Origin of the sequence: Ramlibacter tataouinensis TTB310 (assembly GCF_000215705.1) — a bacterium.
Taxonomy (GTDB): domain Bacteria; phylum Pseudomonadota; class Gammaproteobacteria; order Burkholderiales; family Burkholderiaceae_C; genus Ramlibacter; species Ramlibacter tataouinensis.
Map to the genome: position 1 here is coordinate 248389 of NC_015677.1, position 21566 is coordinate 269954.

A 21566-nucleotide genomic window follows, 5' to 3' on the forward strand; every position below is an offset into this window, starting at 1 on the left:
GCGCGTGCTCAGTTGGGCTGCACCAGCGCCAGACCCACGATGCGGTCGGCGGTGTTGATCAGGCCCACGCGCTGCGCGGCCTCGTTGGTGGCGGTGAGGCTCACGCGGTAGAGCGTCACGCCCACGTTCGATTGCACCGCCAGGTAGCCGGTGGTGCCGGTGGACTCGATGTCGAAGCCGTTGAAGGCGCTGCCCGTCACGCCCAGCCCGACGCCCGTGTCCAGCGTGCCGTCGTTGGGCGGATTCTGGACCTGCAATGCGCCGCGCGAGAGATCGGCGACGTACAGCGTGGTGCTGGTAGCGCCTGCAACCGAGTTGGTGTACGCGGCGGCGGTGATCGCGGGCGTCGCGGTGATGCCCGGGTTGCCCTGCGCCAGCGGCCCGTCGGTGGTGGTGTCGCCGGTGTCCACGTTGATGCGCAGGTTCTGGCCGGTGTCGCTGACCACGCGCAGCCGGTCGGCCACCGGGTTGAAGTCGATGCCGAACTGGGAGCCGGACAGCGCGGTGTAGGGGTTGTCGTCGCCTGCGGCGGCGCGCAGGGTCGAGACCTGCGCCACGCGGCCGGTGGCGGGGTCGAGCGTGTAGATGCCGCCGCGGTTGCCCAGCGCATAGAGCTGGCGGTTGGCCGGCCGGTAGTCGATGCCGACCAGGGTCTCGCCGGACGCGAGGCCCTGGATGCTCTGCCGGCCGACCACGTTGTCGGGATTGTTGCGGTTGAAGGAGCGCACCTGGTTGTCGGTGGTGATGACCACGGTGTCGCCGACCCCGACCCGGCCGTCTCCGTCGTCGTCACCGCCGCCGCAACCGGCGATGGCGAGCGTCACGGCGCCCAGGATGGAAAAGGGAATGAAAGCTTGCATAGGGAGCCTCTGCCAAGAGTTGAGCCCTCGAGTTTCAGGCGCCCGCCCGGCTGCGTGTGGCTCTGCCGCGAGGCGCAGGCGGCCGATCTCCTGTAGGAGTGCGGCGCGATCCGTTGTGCGACGCCTCAGCCGGCGGCCAGGCGCTGCCGGGCCAGTGCCGCCCCGGCGGCCAGCGCGCGCAGCTTGGCCGTGGCCACCCCGCGGTCCATGGGCGCCAGGCCGCAGTTGGTGCAGGGGAACAGGCGCTCGCGCGCCACGAACTGCAGGGCGCGGCCGATGGTGTCGGCCACCTGCTCGGGCGTTTCCACCACGTCGCTGGCCACGTCGATCACGCCCACCATCACGTCCTTGCCCTTGAGCAAGGCCATCAGGTCGGGCGGCACGTGCGAGCGGTAGCACTCCAGGCTGACCTGGCCGATGCCGCTTCGGGCCAGCGCGGGGAACACCTGCTCGTACTGGCGCCACTCCTCGCCCAGGGTCTTCTTCCAGTCGACGTTGGCCTGGATGCCGTAGCCGTAGCAGATGTGGACGGCGGTGGTGCAGATCAGGCCCTGCGCGGCGCGTTCCAGCGCCTGCACTCCCCAGTCCGCGGCCTCCTTCATGTACACGTTGAACGCCGGCTCGTCGAACTGGATGATGTCCACGCCGTCGGCCTGCAGCGCCAGTGCCTCCTGGTTCAGCAGCTCGGCGAACGCAAAGGCCATCTTCACCCGGTCGCCATAGAAGCGGTCGGCCACGGTGTCGACGATGGTCATGGGGCCGGGCAGGGTGAACTTCAGCTTGTGCCGGGTATGGGCCCGGGCCAGGCGGGCCTCGAACGCGTGCACGCGCCCCTTGAGCTTGAGCGGCGCCACCACCTGCGGCACCAGCGCCTTGTAGCGGTCGTTGCGGATGCCCATTTCGACCTTGTGCTCGAAATCGATGCCGTCCACCTGCTCCAGGAAGCCGTGCACGAAATGCTGGCGGGCCTGCTCGCCGTCGGTGACGATGTCCAGCCCCGCGTCTTCCTGCGCCTTGATCCACAGCAGCGTGGCGTCCTGCTTGGCCTCGCGCAGCGCCTCGCCCTGGACCTTCCACTGGGGCCAGAGCTTGCGGGTTTCGGCCAGCCAGCCGGGCTTGGGCAGGCTGCCGGCGATCGAGGTGGGGAACATGGCGTCTCCTGGTTGTCGTGGTTTCAGACCATGGGCGGTGCCGCCGCGCAGGCCGGGCACAGGCACGCCCGGTCCCGGGCCGACGGCGGCACGCGGGCCAGCAGCTCGGCCGGGAAGCGGGCCTGCGTGCACCAGCACGGCGGCTGCGCAATCCCGGTGGCCCGGGCGGCTTCCATGGCGCAGCCGTTGCCGCGCCCGCACAGCGGGCACAGCCGCGGGTCGGGGGTGGGTGCCAGTGGCTGCATGGGCCCAGTTTAAGCCGCGCCCGGCCTTGGGAACGTCTGCTTGCAGCGCCCACCGGTGGAAACCCAAGGCCGCGCACGAGGGGGCCTACCATGGCCCGAATTTCCTGCAGGATCCCCTTCACATGCCCCGTGCGACCGGCTATGCCGCCACCTCGCCCACCACGCCCCTGGGCCCGTTCACCTTCGAGCGCCGCGCCCCCGGGCCGGACGACGTGGCCCTGGACATCCTCTACTGCGGGGTGTGCCACTCCGACCTGCACACCGTGCGCAACGAATGGGGCAACACCCTCTACCCCAGCGTGCCCGGGCACGAGATCGTCGGTCGCGTGACGGCCGTGGGCGAGCGGGTGGACCGGTTCCGCGTCGGCGACCTGGCCGGCGTCGGCTGCATGGTCGACAGCTGCCAGCGCTGCCGGCCGTGCGCGCAGGGGCTGGAGCAGTACTGCGAGAACGGCTTCACCGGCACCTACAACGGGCCGGAGCAGAAGACCGAGGCCAACACCTACGGTGGCTACTCGGACAGCATCGTGGTGCGGCAATCCTTCGTGCTGCGCATCTCGCACGGCCAGGAGGCGCTGCCCGCCGTGGCACCCCTGCTGTGCGCCGGCATCACGACCTACTCGCCGCTGCGCCAGTGGCAGGTCGGCCCCGGCCACAAGGTGGGCATCGTGGGGCTGGGCGGGCTGGGCCACATGGGGGTGAAGATCGCCGCGGCCATGGGCGCGCACGTGGTGCTGTTCACCACCTCGGCCAACAAGCGCGACGACGCGCTGCGCCTGGGCGCCCGCGAGGTCGTGGTGTCGCGCAACGAGTCCGGGATGGCGGCCCATGCCGGCAGCTTCGACTTCATCCTCGACACCGTCGCGGCGCCGCACGACCTGGATGCCTTGATCCAGCTGCTCAAGCTGGACGGCACCCTGACGCTGGTGGGCGCGCCTTCCTCGCCGCACCCCTCGCCCGGGGTGTTCGGCCTGATCATGAAGCGCCGCCGGCTGGCGGGCTCGCTGATCGGCGGCATCCGCGAGACCCAGGAGATGCTGGACTTCTGCGCCGCGCACGGCATCGTCTCGGACATCGAGATGATCCGCATGGACCGGATCGAGGCCGCCTACGAGCGCATGGTCCGCGGCGACGTCAAGTACCGCTTCGTGGTGGACATGGCCACGCTGGCGGCCTGAGGGCCGCGCGGACGGCTAGGCGCACTCCGCCTGCATCTGCGGGAACAGCAGGCGGCCCGGGTCGGCGGCGGCGGCGCGCGCCGGGTCGCTCAGGCTGGCGCGCACGGCGCTGTCGTCCAGCTGCGGATGGCTGGCGCGCGCGTAGGCCGTGATCTGCAGCGCCAGCACGTCCAGCAGCTCCAGGCCCTGCTGCAGGCGCTGCCGGAAGCCGGCGTCGTCCAGCGGGTCGGTCAGGCCGCGGTTGAGCTCGGCGAACCAGGGCAGGGCGGCCTGGTCCAGCATGCGCGCGCGGTCCGGCGCGCGCCCGGCCGCGTCCCAGGCGCGCAGGAAATCCTGCATCGCGATGCCCAGCTTCTGCACGGCCGCCAGCGGCTGCTGCAGCCGCCCCATGGCCGTCACGTCGGTGAGCTTGCCCTGGAAGTACAGCGGGCACATCACGCCCCAGTAGTACGTGTAGTCCCACAGCACCTTGACCGGCATCACCTGCGCGTTGCCGAACAGCCGGTACTGGCCGGTGTAGATCGGCAGCATGTTGCGGTACAGGGAGAAGAACACCGACTGGTAGATGTCGGCGTACATCGCCGCCGGCTTGCCGGCGCGGTCGTGCGCCACCAGCTCGGTGATGAAGCCGTTGGCGATGGCGATGAAGTCGCTGCCCGGCGAGTAGAACGGGTCCAGGAACACGCCGGCCTCGCCGGTCAGCGCCCAGCGCGCCTGGCCGTCGAACACCTGCCTGCAGCCGTAGGAGAAGTTCCTGAAGAAGGCGAAGTCCTGCAGCCGGTCGCGCCGGGCGTCGAGCTCGGCATGCAGCCGGGGCTGGTGCCGGGCCAGCCATTCCATGGCGCGCTCGAAGCTGTTCATGCCCTCGATCGGGTGCATGCGCGCGTCGCAGACGATGCCCACCGAATGCGAGCCCGAGGCCAGCGGGATCAGCCAGGCCCAGTAGCCGTCGCCGCACAGGTGGTTGGTGGACAGCCAGCGGTGCGGCGGATCGCAGCGTGCCAGCCACTGCGCATCGCCGCTCCAGTCGTTCACGTCCAGCCGGTCCTGGATGCGGAACCACACGGCGTTGGCCTCGTGGCCGTTGGGCTCGGCCAGGCCCAGCTTGCGCTTGAGCAGGCCGGCGCGGCCGCAGGCGTCGACCAGCCAGCGTGCACGCAGTTCCTGCGCCTGGCCGCCGCGCTCGTAACGGACGGTGTGCAGGCTGTCCCGGACGGCGCCGTCGGCCAGCTCGATGCTGCGCACCAGCGCCTGGTCCTGGAAGCGGATGCCGCGCTCCAGTGCCAGCCGTCCCAGGGCGTTCTCGAAGATGCCGCGGTCGATCTGCCACGCCGGCGTGGCCAAGGGCCTGCTCGCGCCCAGCTCGGTCACGCCGTCGATGTCGCCGCGGCCGTCGTTGAAGAAGAAGCGGAAGCCGAACTTCTTGAGCTGCCGCTCGCGCAGGTGCTCCTTCAGCCCCAGCACCTCGGCGAAGTAGTGCGCGCCTATCTCCACGGTGGACTCGCCCACCTTGTGCGCCGCCTCCGGCGCCGGGTGGGCACGGCGTTCCAGCACCACGATGTCCAGGTCGGCGAAGCGCTGGCGCAGCTGCAGGGCCAGGCTCAGCCCCGCCAACCCGCCCCCCAGGACCAGGATGCGGTCATTTGCCGCAGGGCTGTGGGGTGGATGCAATGGCAGGGTCATGATGAGGCGGCTACCCTACCAGAAGCTAGAATCGCCAGCCCATCCGCTAGGCGTTTTTTCTGAAGTTGTCCATGACCGACCGTACGACGTCCCCCCGGGCCGGCCACCCCGCCGATGACGCCTTGCTGCGCGAAGTGGCCCAGCTGGTGGTCTCGGCGCTGCACCTGGAAACCCCGGCGGCCGAGATCGCGCCCGACGAGCCGCTGTACGGCGAGGGCCTGGGCCTGGACTCCATCGACATCCTTGAGGTGGCGCTGGTGGTCTCCAAGAAATACGGCCTGCAGCTGCGCGCCGACCATGAGGACAACACCCGCATCTTCGCTTCGCTGCGCAGCCTGGCCGACCACATCGCCGCGAACAGGACCACGTGAACGCGCTGCATGCGCCGCTGTCCTGGCGCCCCCTGGCCGCCGGCCTGGCGGCGGCCGCGGCGGCCGTGGCCTATGCGGTGCTGTGCCATTGGGCGGCTTCGGCGCCCGAGCCCGGCCTGCTGGAGGCGGCGGTCTTCATCGTCCCGCTGATGGCCTTCGCGCTGGCGCTGGCCTGGCGTTCGGCCCACCGGGCGGCCTGGCTGGCGCTGTGGCTGGCCGGCTGCGGCGCGCTGTTCCTGCTGCGCGACCGGCTGGGCGCGGGCACGACCTGGGTGCTGCTGCTGCAGCACCTGGGCTTCAACGCCCTGATCGGCCTGGGCTTCGCGCGCACGCTGCTGCCGGGCGCGGTGCCGCTGGTCTCGCGCCTGGCGGCGCTGGTGCACGGCGGCGCGCTGACGCCGCTGCAGCAGCGCTACACGCGCGGCGTGACCTGGGCCTGGACCCTCTATTTCGCGGCCTCCTCGGCCGGGTCGGTGCTGCTGTTCGCGCTGGCGCCGGTGGCTGTCTGGTCGGCTTTCGTCAACCTGTTCTCCATGCCGCTGATGGGCGCCATGTTCGTGGGCGAGTTCCTGGTCCGGGTGGCGGTCATCCCGCGCGCCCAGCGCAGCGGCTTCACCCAGGCCATTGCGGCCTACCGCCGGATGACGCAGCGCACCGGTGCGCCGGACGCGCCCGGCGGGCCCTGAGCCGAGGATAGCCATGGACACCTTCCCGCTCGTCAGCCACGCCTCGCCTGGCGACACCGTGGCCTGGCGCCACGGCCAGCCGGTCAGCGTGGCGCAGTTCGTCGCCGACGTGGCGCGGCTGGCAGCCGCCCTGCCGCCCGGCGGCTTCATGCTCAATGCCTGCGGCGACCGCTACCGTTTCGCCGTCGGCCTGTCGGCGGCGCTGGTGGCCGGCAAGGTCAGCCTGCTGCCGCCCAGCCACACGGCCGAGTCGGTGCGGCAGATGCGCGCCTTCGCGCCCGACGTGTTCTGCCTGGCCGACGCGCCCAGCAGCATCGAGCTGCCGCTGTTCCGCTACGACGATGCCGTCGCGTCGCTGACCCCACCCTGGGAGGCCCGGGCCGCGCCGGTGCCGCGGATCCCGGCCGACCGCACCGTGGCCTTCGTCTTCACCTCCGGCTCCACCGGCACGCCGGTGCCGCACCGCAAGCAGTGGGGCGCGCTGGTCCGGGACGTGCGGGCCGAGGCGCAGGCGCTGGCCCTGCCGGCCGGCGCGCGGCCGCAGATCCTGGGCACGGTGCCGCCGCAGCACATGTACGGCATCGAATCCACCGTGCTGCTGGCCATGCACAGCGGCGGCGCCTTCAGCGCCGCCCATCCGTTCTACCCGGCCGACATCGCCGCCGAGCTGGGCCGGCTGCCGCAGCCGCGCATGCTGGTGACCACGCCGGTGCACCTGCGCGCCCTGCTGGATGCGGGCGTGGCGGTGCCGCAGCTGGCCTTGCTGCTGTCGGCCACGGCGCCGCTGTCGGCCGAGCTTGCCGAGCGCGCCGAACGCACGCTGGACGCGCCGCTGCAGGAGATCTACGGCTCCACCGAAACCGGCCAGATCGCCACCCGCCGCAGCACCCACACCTCGCACTGGAGCCTGCTGCCCGGCATCGCCCTGGCCGAGCGCGAGGGCCGCTTCTGGGCCCAGGGCGGCCACGTGGCCGAGCCCACGCCGCTGGGCGACGTGCTGGAGCTGGAATCGCCCGGGGCGCCGGGCGCACGCTTCCTGCTGCACGGGCGCATCGGCGACCTGGTCAACATCGCCGGCAAGCGCAACTCGCTGGCCTACCTCAACCACCAGTTGCTGGCCATCGAGGGCGTGCGCGACGGCGTGTTCCTGCTGCCCGGGCACGAACCGGCCGACGGCGTGGCCCGCCTGGCGGCCTTCGTGGTCGCGCCGGGGCTCACGGCGGCGCAGGTGCGCGCCGGCCTGCGCGAGCGCATCGACCCCATCTTCATGCCGCGGCCCCTGGTGCTGCTGGACGCGCTGCCGCGCAACAGCACGGGCAAGCTCACGCGCGAGACGCTGGACGCCCTGGCGCGGCGGCACCTGCGCGCCGCGCCCGCCGCAGGCCTGGTGCCCGATCCGCAGGCGCAGACCCTGGTGTTCGCGCCCGGGCACCCGGCCTTCGCCGGCCATTTCCCCGGCGCGCCCATCGTGCCCGGCGTGCTGCTGCTGGACGCCGCGCTCCACGCCGTGGAGACCCAGGGCCTGGCCGTCGGCGAGATCGCCTCGGCCAAGTTCCTGTCCCCCGTGGGTCCGGGCCGGCCGGTCACGCTGGCCTGCACGGCGCAGGCCGGCCGCGCGCGCTTCGAGATCATGGACGCGGCCGGCCAGCCGGTGGCCAGCGGGCAGCTGCAGACGGAGGCTCCGAGGTGAGCGCCCTGTGGCCGAACACCAAGGCCGAGCCGCCCGCCGAGCCGGCTGGCGGCTCGGCGAACAGCTCGACCTTCGACAGCAAGCCGGCGGTCGAGCCGGCCCTGGCGGACTGGGCGCGCCGGCCCGAGCGCAGCAACATGCTGGCGCTGCGCTTCATGGCCTGGGTGTCGCTGCGCCTGGGGCGCCGCGCCGCGCGCAGCCTGCTGCATGCCGTGGCCCTCTATTTCCTGCTGTTCGCGCCGGCGGCGCGGCGCGCTTCGGCCGAATGGCTGCGCCGCGTGCGCGGACCCCATGCCCCGGCGCCGGGCTGGCGCGACCTGCACCGCCATTTCGTGGCCTTCGCCTCGGTGGTGCACGACCGCGTGTTCCTGGTCAACGACCAGTGCGAGCTGTTCGACGTGGAGATGCACAACGAGGCCTTCACCCGCGAGCTGCGCGAGCGCGGCCGCGGACTGATGCTGATGGGCGCCCACATGGGCAGCTTCGAGGTGCTGCGTGCGCTGGGCCGCCGCACCCCCGGCCTGCGCGTGGCCATGGCCATGTACAAGGAGAACGCGCAGAAGATCAACCAGCTGCTGTCGGCGATCAACCCCTCGGCCGAGATGGACGTGGTGGCCCTGGGCCAGATGGACTCCATGCTGCAGCTGCATGCCCTGCTGGACAGCGGCAACACCATCGTGGGCATGATGGGCGATCGGGTGCTGGGCGCCGAGGCCACGCGCGAGATCATGTTCCTGGGGCAGCCCGCGCACTTCCCGCTGGGCCCGTTCCGCATGGCGGCCATCCTGCGCCGGCCGGTGATCTTCGTGGTGGGCCTGTACGGCGGCGGCAACCGCTACGACCTGCACTTCGAGAAGCTGGCCGATTTCTCCGAGGTGCCGCCGGGCGGCCGTCAGGCACAGATGGAGGCGGCCATGGACCGCTACGTGATGCTGCTGGAGAAGTACGCGCGCCTGGCGCCGTACAACTGGTTCAACTTCTACGACTTCTGGCGCCAGCAGGTACCGGGGGCGCGGCCGTGAGGCGGCGTGCCTGCCTGGCCGGCGCCATGCTGGCCGCAGCGGCCGCCGTGCTGCCCGCCTCCGCCGCAGCGCCCGCCTGGAGCCTGGATGAACTGATGCAGGCGCTGGCGCGCAACAAGGTCTCGCGCGCCACCTTCGTCGAGAAGAAATACCTGGCCCTGCTGGACGCGCCCGCCCCCTCCTCGGGCGAGCTGCAGTTCACCGCGCCCGACCGGCTGGAGCGGCGCACGCTGCAGCCGCGCCCGGAGACCGTGGTGCTGCAGGGCGACACGCTGACGCTCACCCGCGGCAGCCGCGCCGTGACGCTGCGGCTGCAGGACCATCCCGCCCTCGTCGCGCTGACCGAGAGCGTGCGCGCCACGCTGGCCGGCGACCGCGCCGCGCTGGAGCGCCACTACCGGGTGCGGCTGGAGGGCAGCCGGGCCCGCTGGGCGATGACGCTCACGCCCACCGACCCGGCCACCCGTGCCTTCGTGCTGGAGCTGCGCCTGGAAGGCAGCGGCGGCCAGGTGCGCACGGTCGAGACGCTGCAGTCCGACAAGGACCGCTCGGTGATGACCATCACCCCGGTTCCGGGAACGTGAGGGACGCGCGCCGCTGGCTGCCGGTCGCGCTGTGGCTGCTGGCCATGGCGGTGGCCGCCGTGCTGGTGGCGCGGGCCCGCTTCACCGCCGACATGTCGGCCTTCCTGCCTCAGGCGCCCACCGCCGAACAGCAGTTGCTGGTGGACCAGCTCAGCGATGGCCTGGTGTCGCGGCTGATCCTGGTGGGCATCACGGGCGCCGACGCCGGGCAGCGCGCCGAGCTCTCGCGCCGCCTGGCGGCGCAGCTGCGCGCCGATGCGAAGTTCGTCGCCGTGGCCAACGGCGAGAGCACCGGGATGGAGCGCGACCAGGCCCTGCTGTTCCGGCACCGCTATGCGCTCAGCCCGGCGGTGACCCCCGAGCGCTTCGGCGTGCCGGGCCTGCGTGCCGCCATCCAGGACACGCTGGACCTGCTGGCCTCGCCGGCCGGCCTGCTGGTCAAGGACCTGGTGCCGCGCGACCCCACCGGCGAGATCGTCACCCTGGTCGAGCAGCTGGGCGCCCAGTCCGCCACGGCGCAGAACCGGCCCCGCATCCTCGAGGGCGTCTGGGCCTCGCGCGACGGCCGGCGCGCCGTGCTGCTGCTGCAGACCCGCGCGCCCGGCGGCGACACCGATGCCCAGCAGGCCGCCGTGCACGCGGTGCACCAGGCCTTCGACCGGGCGCGGGGCGAGACGGGTGCCCAGGCGGCCTCGCTGCAGCTGGCCGGCCCCGGCGTGTTCGGCGTGCAGATCCGCGAGCGCATCGAGCGCGAGGTCACGCGCCTGTCGGCCGCCGGCACGGCCCTGATCGTCGTCCTGCTGCTGCTGCTGTACCGCTCGCTGCCGGCGCTGGTGCTGGGCCTGCTGCCGGTGGCCTCGGGCGTGCTGGTGGCCATCGCGGCGGTGTCGCTGGGTTTCGGCACGGTGCACGGCCTCACGCTGGGCTTCGGCACCACGCTGATCGGCGAGGCGGTGGACTACTCCATCTACCTGTTCGTGCAGTCGCGCCAGGGCGGCGGGCGCACCGGCGAGGCCGACTGGGCGCGGCGTTTCTGGCCCACCATCCGCCTGGGCGTGCTGACCTCGCTGTTCGGCTTCGCGGCCCTCTTGTTCTCGGGCTTCCCGGGCCTGGCGCAGCTGGGCCTGTACTCCATCGCCGGCCTGGCCACGGCGGCCCTGGTGACGCGCTGGGTGCTGCCGCGGCTGCTGCCCGAGCGCTTCGCGGTGCGCGACATCTCGGCGCCGGGCCTGTGGCTGTCGCGGGCGGTGGCCAGCGCCGGAGCGCTGCGCTGGCCGGCGCTGGCCCTGGTCGCGGCCTCGCTGCTGGTGCTGGTGCTGCATCGCGACCGCGTGTGGAACCACGAGCTGGCGGCGCTCAACCCCACGCCCGCCGCCGACCAGGCGCTGGACCAGTCGCTGCGCGCCGACCTGGGCGCGCCCGACGTGCGCTTCCTGGTGGTGATCGCCGCCGGCAGCCAGGAACAGGCATTGGCCGGCGCCGAGCAGGCGGCGGCCGCGCTGCAGCCGCTGGTCGAGCGCAACCTCCTGGGCGGCGTGGACAGTCCCACGCACCTGCTGCCACCCATGGCCACCCAGCGCGCGCGCCTGGCCGCCATCCCGCCGCGGCCCGAGCTGGAGCGCCGCCTGCGCGAGGCCCTGGCCGGCCTGCCGCTCCAGCCTTCGCGCCTGCAGGGCTTCCTGGAGGATGCCGAGCGCGCCCGCCAGTCGCCGCCGGTGCAGCGCGCCGACCTGGACGGCACCACGCTGGCGGTGGCGGTGGACGGCATGCTGGTGCAGCGGACCCTCGAAGGCCAGGGCGCGCAGTGGCGCGCCTTCCTGCCGCTGCACGCGCCGCGCGGGGCCAGCGGCACGCTGGACCCGGCGCCGATCCGCGCCGCCCTGGCCGCGCTGCCGGCGCAGGCCGGCCGCGTGCTGCTGGTGGACCTCAAGGGCGAGGCCGATGCGCTGTACAGCGGCTACCTGCGCGAGGCCCTGCTGCTGTCGCTGGCCGGGCTGGTGGCCATCGTCATCCTCATCGCCGTCGCGCTGCGCTCGCTGCGGGCCACGCTGCGCGTGATGGCGCCGCTGGCCGGCGCCGTGCTGGCGGTGATGGCCGGGCTGGCCCTGGCCGGCCAGGCGCTCAGCATCCTGCACCTGATCGGCCTGCTGCTGGTGGTCGCCGTCGGCTCCAACTACGCGCTGTTCTTCGCCGGCGGCGGCAAGGAGGGCGGCATCTTGCCCACCACCCTGGCCTCGCTGCTGTTCGCCAACGTGGCGGCGGTGCTGGGCTTCGGCATCCTGGCGCTGTCCAGCGTGCCGGTGCTGCACGCCATCGGCATCACCGTGGGGCCGGGCGCGGTACTGGCGCTGGTGCTGGCCGCGGTGTTCGCCGCACCGCGCCGGGCGGAAAGGGCGGAGGTTTTCCAATGAGCTTCGTCCACCACCGCTGGCCGGGCCCGGGCGCCGCCACCCAGCTGTGGCTCATGCTGCCCGGCGCCTACATGAAGCCGGCGGACTTCGTCCAGGCCGGCTTCGTGCAGGCGCTGCACGCGCGGGGCCTGGCGCACGACGTGGCGCTGCTGGACGCCAACGTGGCCGAGGTGGCCGACGGTTCGGCCCTGCTGCGGCTGCAGGACTTCCTGCGCCGCGAGGCGCCGCCCGGGATGCCGCTGCGGCTGCTGGGCATCTCCCTGGGCGCGCACCTGGCCATGCTGTGCCTGGCGCAAGGCGACGAGGCGGCGCGGCGCGCCGACGGCGCCGTGCTGCTGGCGCCGTACCTGGGACCCCGCGACGTGGTGGCCGAGGTGGCCACGGCGGGACTGGCCCAGTGGTCGCCTGCCTGCATTGCCGGCAATGACGTGGACCGCCGGATCTGGCGCTGGCTGCAGCGCGATGCGGCCCGGCACGAGCTGCACCTGGGCTATGGCGCCGACGACCGCTTCGCCCCCGCGCATGCGCTGATGGCGCAGGCGCTGCCGCCGCAGTGCGTGGACGTGCAGCCCGGCGACCACGCCTGGCCGGTCTGGACGCAGCTGTGGCAGCGCCACCTGGAGCGCACCCATGGCCGCTGAACTCCATGCCCCGGTGGCGCCACGCTGGCGACCCTCGCCCCTGGTCGCGGGCTCGCTGCTGCTGCACGGCCTCGCGCTGCTGCTGGCGGCCTGGCGCCCCCAGTGGTGGCCGCAGCTGCTGGCCGTGCTGGTGGCCGACCACGTGTTGCTGACCGCCTGCGGCCTGTGGCCGCGCAGCCATTGGCTGGGGCCCAACCTCGTGCGCCTGCCCGCGGCGGCGGCGGCGCGCGGCGAGGTCGCGATCACCATCGACGACGGCCCGGACCCGGAGGTCACGCCCGCGGTGCTGGACATCCTCGACGCGCACGGCGCCCGCGCCACCTTCTTCTGCATAGGCACGCAGGCGCGGCGCCATCCGCAGCTGTGCCAAGAAATCGTGCGGCGCGGCCACGCCATCGGGAACCACAGCCAGCACCACCGCCACCATTTCTCCTTCCTGGGCCCGCGCGGCTTGCGGCGCGAGCTGCAGGCGGCGCAGGACACGCTCGCCGGGATCACCGGCCGGCGCCCGCGCTTCTTCCGCGCGCCGGCCGGCCTGCGCAACCCGCTGCTGGACCCGGTGCTGCCGGGCCTGGGCCTGCGGCTGGCCAGCTGGACACGCCGCGGCTTCGACACCCGCACCCACGACGCCGGGCTGCTGCTGCGGCGCCTGACGCACGAGCTGGCGGCCGGCGACATCCTGCTGCTGCACGACGGCCACGCGGCGCGCGGCGCCGACGGCCGCCCCGCCATCCTGGCCGTGCTGCCCCGGCTGCTGGAGCGCCTCGCCGCCGCCGGCCTGAAGCCGGTCACCCTGGACCACGCCATCCCTCCCACGACGCCATGACCGCCCACCTGCACGACGGCCCCCGCCCCGCCCAGCATTTCGTCCGCCGGCTGGTGGCGAGCGCCGCACAGCCCTACCGCCAGGCCGGCCACTACGCCTGGCATTTCGCCAGGGGCAAGCTCGGAGGCGACCCGGCCTTCGCCGGCCTGCTGGCGCGCGGCCTGCTGACCGGGCGCCGGCGCATCCTGGACATCGGCTGCGGCCAGGGCCTGCTCACCTCGTGGATCTTCGCGGCGCAGGAGGCGGCGCGCCAGGGCGGGTGGCCGGCGGCCTGGCCCGCGGCGCCCGCGCCCGCGCAGGTGCACGGCATCGAGCTGATGCGGCACGACGTGGACCGCGCCAACGAGGCGATGAAGCAGGAGGTCGCGGCGGGCCGCGCCCGCTTCACCTGCGCCGACATGTGCAGCGCCGACTTCGGCCAGGCCGATGCGGTGGTGATCCTGGACGTGCTGCACTACGTGCCCGTCGCGGCGCAGGACGGCGTGCTGCGCCGGGTGCGGGCCGCGCTGCCCGCCGGCGGCGTGCTGCTGCTGCGCATCGGCGACGCCGCCGGCGGCCTGCCGTTCAGGATCAGCAACTGGGTGGACTTCGTGGTCACCACCCTGCGCGGCCACCGGCTCACCCGGCTGTACTGCCGGCCGCTGGCCGAGTGGCAGCGCGTGCTGGCCGGCCTGGGCTTCGAGGTGCAGGCGCAGCCCATGAGCGAGGGCACGCCCTTCGCCAACGTGCTGCTGGTCGCGCGCGTGCCCGAGCCAGGCCAGAGCCATTGAGGCGCTTGCTACCATCCCACCCACCATCCCGCCCGTCCACCGTGCGCGCACCGCTGCATCTCTCCCACTTCACCGCCACCAGCTGCCTGGGCGCCGGCAACCCCGCCACGCACCAGGCCCTGCTGGCGCGGCGCAGCGGCCTCGCGCCCTGCGATTTCGACGACGCGCAGCTGTCCACCTGGACCGGCACCGTGGCCGGCGTCGATGAGGTCCTGCTGCCGGCGCAGCTGGCCGAGTACGACTGCCGCAACAACCGCCTGGCCCAGCTCGGGCTGGAGCAGGACGGCTTCGCCGCCGCAGTGCGCGAGCTGGCCGGCCGCTTGGGCGCCGCGCGGGTCGGCGTGTTCCTGGGCACCAGCACCTCGGGCATCTACGAGACCGAGCTGGCCTACCGCGTGCGCGACGCGGCCACCGGCGCGCTGCCCGAAAGCCTGGTCTACCACGGCAGCCACAACCCCTATTCGCTGGCCGCCTTCGTGCGCGCCTACTTCGGCCTGCAGGGACCGGCGGTGTCCGTGTCCTCGGCCTGTTCGTCCAGCGGCAAGGTGTTCGGCTCGGCCTGGCGCCTGATAGAGGCCGGCCTGATCGACGCCGCCATCGTCGGCGGCGTGGATTCGCTGTGCCTCACCACCCTGTACGGCTTCGGCTCGCTGGACGTGCTGTCCGACGCGCCCTGCCGGCCCTTCGACGCGCAGCGCCGCGGCATCTCCATCGGCGAGGGCGCGGCCTTCGCGCTGCTGGTGCGCACGCCGGCCTCGCTGCCGGCCGATGCGGTGCTGCTGCGCGGCGTGGGCGAGTCCAGCGACGCGCACCACATGTCCTCGCCGCATCCCGAGGGGCTGGGCGCGAAGATGGCCATGGAACAGGCCCTGCGGATGGCCGGCGCGCCCGCCGACGCGGTGGACTACATCAACCTGCACGGCACCGCCACGCCCGCCAACGACGCGGCCGAGGGCAAGGCCGTGGCCGCCCTGTTCGGGCCGCAGGGCGTGCCCTGCAGCTCGACCAAGGGCGCCACCGGCCACACGCTGGGGGCGGCCGGCGGCATCGAGGCCGTGGTCAGCGCGCTGGCGCTGCAGCACGGCATGGCCTGGGCCGGCGTGAACACCGGGCAGCTGGACCCCGGCATCCCGGTGGACTACCTCACCGACAACCGCGCCATGCGCATGGCCTGCGTCATGAGCAACTCCTTCGGTTTCGGCGGCACCAACTGCAGCCTGCTGCTGGGACGGGCGGGATGAGCGGGGTGCAACGACTGGAGGTCTGGGTCGACGGCATCGGCCTGCTCGGCCCGGGGCTGGACGACTGGACCGGCGGGCGCGCCGTGCTGGCCGGCCTGGCCCCGGCGCGCGACGAGAAGACCCGCGTGCCCGCGCCCACCACCTTGCCCGCGGCCGAGCGGCGCCGTGCCGGCACGGCCGTCAAGGCCGCCATCGCGGTCGGCCTGCAGGCGCTGCAGGCCTCGGGCACCGCGCCGCAGGGCCTGGCCACGGTGTTCACCTCCTCCGGCGGCGACGGCGTCAACTGCCACGAGATCTGCGCCGCGCTGGCCTCGTCGGACCGGCTGATCTCGCCCACGCGCTTCCACAACTCGGTGCACAACGCGCCCTCGGGCTACTGGAGCATCTCCACCGGCGCCATGGCGACCTCGTCCGTGCTGTGCGCCCACGACGGCAGCTTCGGCGCCGGCCTGCTGGAGGCGATGGCGCAGTGCGCCGTCGATCGGCAGCCGGTGCTGCTGGTGGCCTACGACACCGACTATCCGCAGCCGCTGCGCGGCGTGCGTCCCATTCCCGACACCTTGGGCGTGGCGCTGCTGCTGTCGCCGCAGGCGGGCCCGCACAGCCTGGCGCGGCTGGCCCTGCAGCCGGCCAGTGCGCTGACGCCGCAGGCGGCGCAGCGCCTTGCCGACCCGGTGCTCGAGGCCTTGCGCACCGCCATTCCGACCGCGCGTTCGCTGCCGCTGCTGCAGGCGCTGGCCCAGGCTCCGGTATCCGCGCAGGCCGTGGTGCTGGACTACCTGCCCGGCCAGCAGCTGGCGCTGGAGGCGGCGCCATGCTGATGGACGCGGCCCAGATCGCCCGGCGCATCCCGCACCAGGGCCGCATGTGCCTGCTGGACGGCGTGCTGGCCTGGGACGCCGAGCACATCCGCTGCCGGGCTTCCAGCCATCGCGGCGGCGACCACCCGCTGCGCGCCAACGGCCGCCTGGGCATCGCCTGCGGCATCGAATACGCGGCCCAGGCCATGGCGGTGCACGGCGCCCTGCTCGCCGAAGCGGCCGGCGTGGCGGCGCAGGCGCCGCGCGTGGGCTACCTGGCGGCGGTGCGCGGCGTGAAACTGTATGCGCACCGTCTGGACGACGTCGTGGCCGACCTGGCGGTCCGGGCGCAGCGCCTGGTGGGCGACGGCAACCACATCATCTATGGCTTCGACGTGAGCGGCGAGGGCCGGCTTTTGTTGAGCGGCCGCGCCACCGTGGTGCTGGACGCCGGCCTGGCCGCGCGCTTGGCCGGCGGAGCGAAGGCATGAACCAGGGCGCCAGCAAGAACAGGCGCGCCCTGGTCACCGGCGGCAGCGGCGGCATCGGTTCGGCCATCTGCCGGCGGCTGGCCTCCCAGGGTTTCGAGGTGCTGGTGCACGCCAACCGCCAGCCGGTCGCGGCCGAGCGGCTGGTCGCCGAGATCGCCGCCGCCGGCGGCAGCGCCCAGGCCTGCGTGTTCGACGTCACCGACGGCCCGGCCACCGCCCAGGCCCTGGAAGCCCTGCTCGAAGGCGGACCCATCCAGGTGGTGGTGAACAACGCCGGCATCCACGACGACGCGGTGTTCCCCGGCATGCAGCCGGCGCAGTGGCACCGCGTCATCGACGTCTCGCTGCACGGCTTCTTCCACGTCACGCAGCCGCTGGTCATGCCCATGCTGCGCACCCGCTGGGGCCGCATCATCAACATCACCTCGGTGGCCGGCATCGCCGGCAACAAGGGCCAGGCCAACTACTCGGCGGCCAAGGGCGCGCTGCACGCGGCGAGCAAGACGCTGTCCATGGAGCTGGCCAGCCGCGGCATCACCGTCAACTGCGTGGCGCCCGGCATCATCCAGACCTCGATGAGCGAGGCGGCGTTCGATGCCCAAGCCGTCGCCCAGCTGGTGCCGGTCAAGCGCGCCGGCCGGCCGGAGGAGGTGGCCGGGCTGGTGGCCTACCTGGCCTCGGAGGAGGCGGGGTACATCACCGGGCAGGTGATCTCGATCAACGGCGGGATGATCTGACCTGCTCAGGCGCGGTGGCGCGCATCGCGCGCCGACGCCATCCTGAGTTCCTGCAGGATGGCGGCTTCCTCCGGCTGCAGGTCCTTGCGCAGCTGGTTTGCGACTTCCCTGGCCCACTTTGCGGTGGCCGCCAGGTTGGCGGCCGTGGTCACCCGGATGCAGCAGGACAGGAGCTCCGGCAGCCTGGCGGAAAAAAGGAACTCGCTGTACCCGACCTCCGTGAGCTGGAGCGTGCCGTCGGGCTGCAGCTCGCATTCGAGCAGCGGGGAGTCCACGACGATGATGGGCAATGCCGCGGCGGCGACCTTCCCTCCGGCAGCGCTCGTGGGCGGGAACAGGGCCTTGCATGCGGACAGCACGTGCAGCGCGGCCTCGTAGCCCAGGTCGTTGGTTTGCGAGAAGGCCTGCTGCAGCGCATAGCCGCACTTGCCTTCCCGGTGCAGCAGGGGCTCGACGCCGAGCTCGTTGACCCGCCGGTGGGTCAGTGCGGCCTGGGCGCGCTCGGTGAAGACGGCTCGCGTGCGCAGCCGGTTGTAGGCCTCCATGGCGTCGGGCGCGGTCAGCACCACCCAGGGATCCGGTGAGGACTTGCACTCCACCACCATGGCCAGGTGGATCAATCCGAAGATGTCGGGATCGTTCGCCAGCAGGCTGATCTCCCGGCCCTTGCCCGCCCGCGGGTCGGTGTAGGTGGTCGACTGGCGGACCTCGAAGCCGGCGTTCCGAAATGCGGCCGCGGCTTCCATCTCGAGCGGGAAGCCCGTGGCCTCCAGCCAAGAAAGTACCTGAGAGCGCAGATCGGCCACGTATCACCCAATGAATGAAACAAAGAGAGAGAAAAAAAGGGAGTCTTCCGTCCTGAGCAGGCCGCGAGAGAGCAACGACCGCGCAACGAAATGTTACGAGGCATGGTAACTGCCTTGTCACTGATGCGGGGGTGAAGTCCATCAGTATTGTCACTGATGCGCTAGCTCGACAATGGACTTGGCGGGACCAAGATTGACGACCGGCCAGGGCCCCAATCAGCTCAACCGTCTTGTTGAAGCCATGACTCAGCAGTCCACTGCGGGCTCAGGTCAGCCTCCTCAGGGCTTGGCTGAACAAAAACCCAGATACTTCCAGGCAACCACCTGCGCCAAGCGTGCCCTGCTACCGCCCCGCCAGCCGCCGCACCGCCAGCGCCGGCAGCCGCGCCAGGAACCCCAGGAACAGCCGCGAGTGCATCCACGTCAGCAGCAGGTTGTCGCGCAGGTAGTTGAAGTGCGAGACGCCGCCCTCGTCCGGGCGGAAATACTTCACCGGCGCCGGCAGGTTCACCGGCGGCACGCCGCGCCAGCACATGCGCACCACGGCCTCGGGGTCGAAGTCGAAGCGGCGCATCCAGCGCTGGCCGCGCATCACCTGGCGCAGCGGCTCGATGGGGTAGACGCGAAAGCCGTACAGCGAGTCGCCGATGCCGGCCCACAGCGTCTCCAGGTTGGCCCAGCCGTTGGACACCTTGCGGCCGTTGACGCGCAGCGCCGGCGCGCTGGCGTCGAACACCGGCTTGCCCAGCACCATGGCCCCGGGCTGCTGCTGCGACGCCGCCATGAAGCGCGGGATCAGGTCGGCCGGGTGCTGGCCGTCCGAGTCCATGGTCAGGGCATGGGTGAAGCCCTCGGCAGCGGCGGCCTCCAGGCCGTGCAGCACCGCCGCGCCCTTGCCCGAATTGCGCGGCAGCACCAGCACCCGCAGGCCAGGATCGCCCTGCGCCAGCTGCCGCAGGCCCTCGGGCGTGCCGTCCGTGCTGCCGTCCACCACCACCCACACGGGGGACCACTGGGCGCGCGCCGCCCGGACGGTCTCGTAGACCTTGGGGCCGGGGTTGTAGCTAGGGATCAGGACCAGGTGGGTCCGCGACGCGGCCGGCATTCAGCGCGCGTCGGGGGGCAGGGGCAGCGGGGGCAGCCGCGCCGTGGCCAGCTCCTGCTGGAAGTAGGCTTCCAGCTCGGAGGTGAAAGCCTCCACGTCGGCCGGCGGGTCGAAGCGCCGGCCCAGGCGCACGCGGTACACCAGGGGCATGGCCGGCGCCCGGAACAGCGGCCAGCCCTTGCACAGGAAGGGGCTCGAGGTCTCGATGATCAGGGTCTGCACCGGCACGCCGGCGCGCCGCGCGATCACGCCCGCGGTGCGCTGCAGGGCGTTGAGGGGCCGCTGCCGGGTGCGCGTGCCCTCGGGGAACAGCAGCAGGTGGCGGCCGTCCTGGAGGCTGTCGCCGGCGGCGCGCATCATCTGCCGCGGCGGGTCGTTGGTGATGTAGCCGGCCATGCGCGCGCCCACGCCGAACAGCGGGTTCTCCAGGATGTCGGCCTTCATGACGCAGGTCAGCCGCGTCAGGCGCGAGAGCATCAGGGCCGCATCGATCATGGACGGGTGGTTGGGTGCCAGCACCAGGGGCGGCTCGCCCTCCAGCGTGTCCAGCGCCGACAGGTCCAGCCGCACCGCGCCCAGGCGCTCCATCAGCCGCAGGTGGGTGCCGAAGATCCAGCAGATCAGGCGGCGGGCGAACGGCCCGCGCCGCGCCGGCCGCATCAACAGCGCGGCGGCCGAACCCAGCGTGGACGACACCAGGCACAGGGCAGCCAGCGCGGCGAAGCCCAGGTGCAGCCGCGCCGCGTCGCGCAGCCGGCCCAGGGCCCGGTGCGGCACGGGGAAGGGTTCCGAACTAGCCGGCCAGCGCATCGGTGGTTTCGTTGGGCTGGATGTTGGCGCGGCGCCGGCGCATCGCCTGCCACGAGCGCCGCAGGCCGGCCAGCGACAGCAGGTAGTAGATGGCCTTGAGCGCGCGCAGCGAGCCCCAGATCGGCGTCCTGCCGAAGATGTCGCCGGCCAGCATGGACAGCAGCGCCTCCTTGACGCGGAACACGTTGCTCGGGGTCATGAGCATGTCGCGCATGATGGGGTTGGTCACCCGGTAGATGAACCAGGAGAACTCGCGCGGGCCGCGGCGGACCTCCTTGTCGAAGCGGCGCAGCGCCTGGGCGGCGCGCGCCGGCTCGCGCAGGCAGGCCGTGACGGTGTCGGCCGCCACGAAGCCGCCGTGCATGGCCAGCATCACGCCCGAGGAGAACACCGGGTCGATGAAGGCGTAGGCGTCGCCGATCATCAGGTAGCCGGGCCCGTGCGTCTGGTCGCAGCTGTAGGAGAAGTTGCCGGTGGCCTCGACCTCGGACGCCAGCGTCGCGCCTTCCAGCCGGGCGGCCAGGGCGGGGCACAGGGCGATGGTGTCCAGGAAGAACTGGTCCAGCGGCTTGCCGCGGCTTTGCAGGTAGTAGGGCCAGACCACCGCGCCTATGCTGGTGCAGCCGTCGGCCAACGGGATGAACCAGAACCAGCCGTGCTCGAACCAGAAGATGGTGATGTTGCCCTCGGCCTGGCCCTCGTGCCGGCGCGCGCCGGTGAAGTGGGCGTACACCGCCGAGCTGTTGTGGCGCGGGTTGCGGCGCTTGGTGCCGAACTTCTTGCCCAGCACCGTGTCGCGGCCCGAGGCGTCGACGACGAAGCGGGCGTTCCAGTGCTCGGTGCGGCCGTCGTCGTGGCGGGCCTCCACCTCGGCGCCGCTGCCGTCGGGCCGGAAGGCCACGTCGCGCACGCGGCAGCCTTCGATCACCTCGGCGCCCTTGCGCTGGGCATTGCGCAGCAGCACCTCGTCGAACTCGGAGCGCCGCACCTGGTAGGCATAGGGCATGGACTTGTCCCAGGCCTCGGCGAAGCGCACGGTCTGGCTGCTGGGCTCGTGCCAGGGCGAGATGAACTCGGCGCCCCACTTTTCCATGCCCAGGCCCTGGACCTCGCCCAGCACGCCGAGCTTGTCCAGCAGCGGCAGGTTGGCCGGCAGCAGCGACTCGCCGATATGGAAGCGCGGGTGGCGGGCTTTCTCGATCAGGGTGACGCGCCAGCCCTGCCGGGCCAACAGGGCGGCGACGGTGCTGCCGGCGGGGCCGCCGCCGACCACCAGCACGTCGCATTCGCGCAGTGCGGGCGCCGCCCCGGCCGGCGCGGTGTCACTGCGGGGCAGGGGAGCATCCAACATCGGCGCGAATTTTAGTATGCAAATGTGGCCTGGTCACTGCAGGCGGATGTGTTCGGCCAGATGTCGATGCGCCGCTGCAAAAATGCCGACGCGCTCTGATTGACGGC

22 protein-coding genes are annotated in these 21566 nt (G+C 72.7%); 14 read left to right on the plus strand and 8 right to left on the minus strand.

Annotated elements, in window-relative coordinates:
- Positions 1 to 8: 8 nt before the first annotated feature.
- The 3 genes from RTA_RS01220 to RTA_RS01230 all read right to left on the minus strand — a co-directional run bounded on the left by RTA_RS01220 (position 9) and on the right by RTA_RS01230 (position 2256).
- Positions 9 to 860 carry a DUF4394 domain-containing protein gene (locus tag RTA_RS01220; protein ID WP_013899545.1) on the minus strand — a complete coding sequence of 284 codons (852 nt, stop codon included), beginning with the start codon at positions 858 to 860 and terminating at the stop codon, positions 9 to 11.
- 125 nt (positions 861 to 985) lie between these two features.
- On the minus strand, positions 986 to 2011 hold the full coding sequence (locus tag RTA_RS01225) for a methionine synthase (RefSeq protein WP_013899546.1): 1026 nt from the start codon (positions 2009 to 2011) through the stop codon (positions 986 to 988).
- 23 nt (positions 2012 to 2034) lie between these two features.
- Positions 2035 to 2256, minus strand: a complete 222-nt coding sequence (locus RTA_RS01230) for a cysteine-rich CWC family protein (RefSeq protein ID WP_013899547.1) — start codon at positions 2254 to 2256, stop codon at positions 2035 to 2037.
- A 122-nt stretch (positions 2257 to 2378) separates the two neighbouring features.
- On the opposite strand from RTA_RS01230, the gene RTA_RS01235 reads away from it, so the two are divergent.
- Positions 2379 to 3434 (plus strand): NAD(P)-dependent alcohol dehydrogenase, encoded by a 1056-nt coding sequence (locus tag RTA_RS01235; RefSeq protein ID WP_013899548.1) that lies wholly within the window; start codon positions 2379 to 2381, stop codon positions 3432 to 3434.
- Positions 3435 to 3449: 15 nt separating this feature from the next.
- Here the strand turns inward: RTA_RS01235 and RTA_RS01240 are convergent, their stop codons facing one another.
- Positions 3450 to 5117: an NAD(P)/FAD-dependent oxidoreductase gene (locus tag RTA_RS01240; protein WP_049871196.1), complete on the minus strand. Its 1668-nt coding sequence runs from the start codon at positions 5115 to 5117 to the stop codon at positions 3450 to 3452.
- Between the two features lie 71 nt (positions 5118 to 5188).
- On the opposite strand from RTA_RS01240, the gene RTA_RS01245 reads away from it, so the two are divergent.
- The 13 genes from RTA_RS01245 to fabG are packed head-to-tail and all read left to right on the plus strand — an operon-like array spanning position 5189 to position 17387.
- Positions 5189 to 5488, plus strand: a complete 300-nt coding sequence (locus RTA_RS01245; RefSeq protein WP_049871197.1) for a phosphopantetheine-binding protein — start codon at positions 5189 to 5191, stop codon at positions 5486 to 5488.
- Entirely contained in the window at positions 5485 to 6174 is a 690-nt protein-coding gene (locus RTA_RS01250; protein ID WP_013899551.1) for a COG4648 family protein, read from the plus strand. The genes RTA_RS01245 and RTA_RS01250 overlap by 4 nt, the downstream gene beginning before the upstream one ends.
- 13 nt (positions 6175 to 6187) lie before the next feature.
- Positions 6188 to 7864 (plus strand): AMP-binding protein, encoded by a 1677-nt coding sequence (locus RTA_RS01255; protein ID WP_013899552.1) that lies wholly within the window; start codon positions 6188 to 6190, stop codon positions 7862 to 7864.
- Positions 7861 to 8886, plus strand: coding sequence for a lysophospholipid acyltransferase family protein (locus RTA_RS01260; RefSeq protein ID WP_013899553.1), 1026 nt, complete (start codon positions 7861 to 7863; stop codon positions 8884 to 8886). Before RTA_RS01255 ends, RTA_RS01260 begins: the two co-directional genes overlap by 4 nt.
- Complete coding sequence (locus RTA_RS01265; protein WP_013899554.1) at positions 8883 to 9470, plus strand: LolA-related protein; 588 nt, start codon at positions 8883 to 8885, stop codon at positions 9468 to 9470. The genes RTA_RS01260 and RTA_RS01265 overlap by 4 nt, the downstream gene beginning before the upstream one ends.
- A complete protein-coding gene (locus RTA_RS01270; RefSeq protein WP_013899555.1) occupies positions 9467 to 11881 on the plus strand; it encodes an MMPL family transporter in 2415 nt (804 codons plus the stop codon). Before RTA_RS01265 ends, RTA_RS01270 begins: the two co-directional genes overlap by 4 nt.
- Positions 11878 to 12522 carry a hypothetical protein gene (locus tag RTA_RS21070; protein WP_013899556.1) on the plus strand — a complete coding sequence of 215 codons (645 nt, stop codon included), beginning with the start codon at positions 11878 to 11880 and terminating at the stop codon, positions 12520 to 12522. Before RTA_RS01270 ends, RTA_RS21070 begins: the two co-directional genes overlap by 4 nt.
- Positions 12512 to 13348 carry a polysaccharide deacetylase family protein gene (locus RTA_RS01280; protein ID WP_013899557.1) on the plus strand — a complete coding sequence of 279 codons (837 nt, stop codon included), beginning with the start codon at positions 12512 to 12514 and terminating at the stop codon, positions 13346 to 13348. The genes RTA_RS21070 and RTA_RS01280 overlap by 11 nt, the downstream gene beginning before the upstream one ends.
- Entirely contained in the window at positions 13345 to 14118 is a 774-nt protein-coding gene (locus RTA_RS01285) for an SAM-dependent methyltransferase (RefSeq protein WP_013899558.1), read from the plus strand. Before RTA_RS01280 ends, RTA_RS01285 begins: the two co-directional genes overlap by 4 nt.
- A 41-nt stretch (positions 14119 to 14159) precedes the next feature.
- A complete protein-coding gene (locus RTA_RS01290) occupies positions 14160 to 15359 on the plus strand; it encodes a beta-ketoacyl-[acyl-carrier-protein] synthase family protein (RefSeq protein ID WP_041674943.1) in 1200 nt (399 codons plus the stop codon).
- Positions 15356 to 16180 carry a beta-ketoacyl synthase chain length factor gene (locus RTA_RS01295; protein ID WP_013899560.1) on the plus strand — a complete coding sequence of 275 codons (825 nt, stop codon included), beginning with the start codon at positions 15356 to 15358 and terminating at the stop codon, positions 16178 to 16180. The genes RTA_RS01290 and RTA_RS01295 overlap by 4 nt, the downstream gene beginning before the upstream one ends.
- The gene (locus tag RTA_RS01300; protein ID WP_013899561.1) at positions 16174 to 16650 is read left to right on the plus strand and encodes a hotdog family protein; all 477 of its coding nucleotides are present in this window, start codon (positions 16174 to 16176) and stop codon (positions 16648 to 16650) included. The genes RTA_RS01295 and RTA_RS01300 overlap by 7 nt, the downstream gene beginning before the upstream one ends.
- Complete coding sequence (gene fabG, locus RTA_RS01305; RefSeq protein WP_013899562.1) at positions 16647 to 17387, plus strand: 3-oxoacyl-ACP reductase FabG; 741 nt, start codon at positions 16647 to 16649, stop codon at positions 17385 to 17387. Before RTA_RS01300 ends, fabG begins: the two co-directional genes overlap by 4 nt.
- Before the next feature lie 5 nt (positions 17388 to 17392).
- Here the strand turns inward: fabG and RTA_RS01310 are convergent, their stop codons facing one another.
- From RTA_RS01310 to RTA_RS01325, 4 genes are all read right to left on the minus strand, one after another.
- Complete coding sequence (locus tag RTA_RS01310; protein ID WP_013899563.1) at positions 17393 to 18193, minus strand: hypothetical protein; 801 nt, start codon at positions 18191 to 18193, stop codon at positions 17393 to 17395.
- Between the two features lie 343 nt (positions 18194 to 18536).
- Entirely contained in the window at positions 18537 to 19298 is a 762-nt protein-coding gene (locus RTA_RS01315; RefSeq protein ID WP_041674945.1) for a glycosyltransferase family 2 protein, read from the minus strand.
- The gene (locus RTA_RS01320) at positions 19299 to 20108 is read right to left on the minus strand and encodes a lysophospholipid acyltransferase family protein (RefSeq protein ID WP_143762877.1); all 810 of its coding nucleotides are present in this window, start codon (positions 20106 to 20108) and stop codon (positions 19299 to 19301) included. It abuts the gene before it with no gap.
- Positions 20092 to 21459 carry an NAD(P)/FAD-dependent oxidoreductase gene (locus RTA_RS01325; RefSeq protein ID WP_049871198.1) on the minus strand — a complete coding sequence of 456 codons (1368 nt, stop codon included), beginning with the start codon at positions 21457 to 21459 and terminating at the stop codon, positions 20092 to 20094. Before RTA_RS01325 ends, RTA_RS01320 begins: the two co-directional genes overlap by 17 nt.
- Positions 21460 to 21566: the final 107 nt, after the last annotated feature.

What these genes read in the sequence shown, in the direction of transcription:
- RTA_RS01220 (WP_013899545.1), bottom strand. Translation starts at nt 860, where the DNA reads ATGCAAGCTTTCATTCCCTTTTCCATCCTGGGCGCCGTGACGCTCGCC.
- RTA_RS01225 (WP_013899546.1), bottom strand. Translation starts at nt 2,011, where the DNA reads ATGTTCCCCACCTCGATCGCCGGCAGCCTGCCCAAGCCCGGCTGGCTG.
- RTA_RS01230 (WP_013899547.1), bottom strand. Translation starts at nt 2,256, where the DNA reads ATGCAGCCACTGGCACCCACCCCCGACCCGCGGCTGTGCCCGCTGTGC.
- RTA_RS01235 (WP_013899548.1), top strand. Translation starts at nt 2,379, where the DNA reads ATGCCCCGTGCGACCGGCTATGCCGCCACCTCGCCCACCACGCCCCTG.
- RTA_RS01240 (WP_049871196.1), bottom strand. Translation starts at nt 5,117, where the DNA reads ATGACCCTGCCATTGCATCCACCCCACAGCCCTGCGGCAAATGACCGC.
- RTA_RS01245 (WP_049871197.1), top strand. Translation starts at nt 5,189, where the DNA reads ATGACCGACCGTACGACGTCCCCCCGGGCCGGCCACCCCGCCGATGAC.
- RTA_RS01255 (WP_013899552.1), top strand. Translation starts at nt 6,188, where the DNA reads ATGGACACCTTCCCGCTCGTCAGCCACGCCTCGCCTGGCGACACCGTG.
- RTA_RS21070 (WP_013899556.1), top strand. Translation starts at nt 11,878, where the DNA reads ATGAGCTTCGTCCACCACCGCTGGCCGGGCCCGGGCGCCGCCACCCAG.
- RTA_RS01280 (WP_013899557.1), top strand. Translation starts at nt 12,512, where the DNA reads ATGGCCGCTGAACTCCATGCCCCGGTGGCGCCACGCTGGCGACCCTCG.
- RTA_RS01285 (WP_013899558.1), top strand. Translation starts at nt 13,345, where the DNA reads ATGACCGCCCACCTGCACGACGGCCCCCGCCCCGCCCAGCATTTCGTC.
- RTA_RS01295 (WP_013899560.1), top strand. Translation starts at nt 15,356, where the DNA reads ATGAGCGGGGTGCAACGACTGGAGGTCTGGGTCGACGGCATCGGCCTG.
- RTA_RS01300 (WP_013899561.1), top strand. Translation starts at nt 16,174, where the DNA reads ATGCTGATGGACGCGGCCCAGATCGCCCGGCGCATCCCGCACCAGGGC.
- fabG (WP_013899562.1), top strand. Translation starts at nt 16,647, where the DNA reads ATGAACCAGGGCGCCAGCAAGAACAGGCGCGCCCTGGTCACCGGCGGC.
- RTA_RS01315 (WP_041674945.1), bottom strand. Translation starts at nt 19,298, where the DNA reads ATGCCGGCCGCGTCGCGGACCCACCTGGTCCTGATCCCTAGCTACAAC.
- RTA_RS01320 (WP_143762877.1), bottom strand. Translation starts at nt 20,108, where the DNA reads ATGCGCTGGCCGGCTAGTTCGGAACCCTTCCCCGTGCCGCACCGGGCC.
- RTA_RS01325 (WP_049871198.1), bottom strand. Translation starts at nt 21,459, where the DNA reads ATGTTGGATGCTCCCCTGCCCCGCAGTGACACCGCGCCGGCCGGGGCG.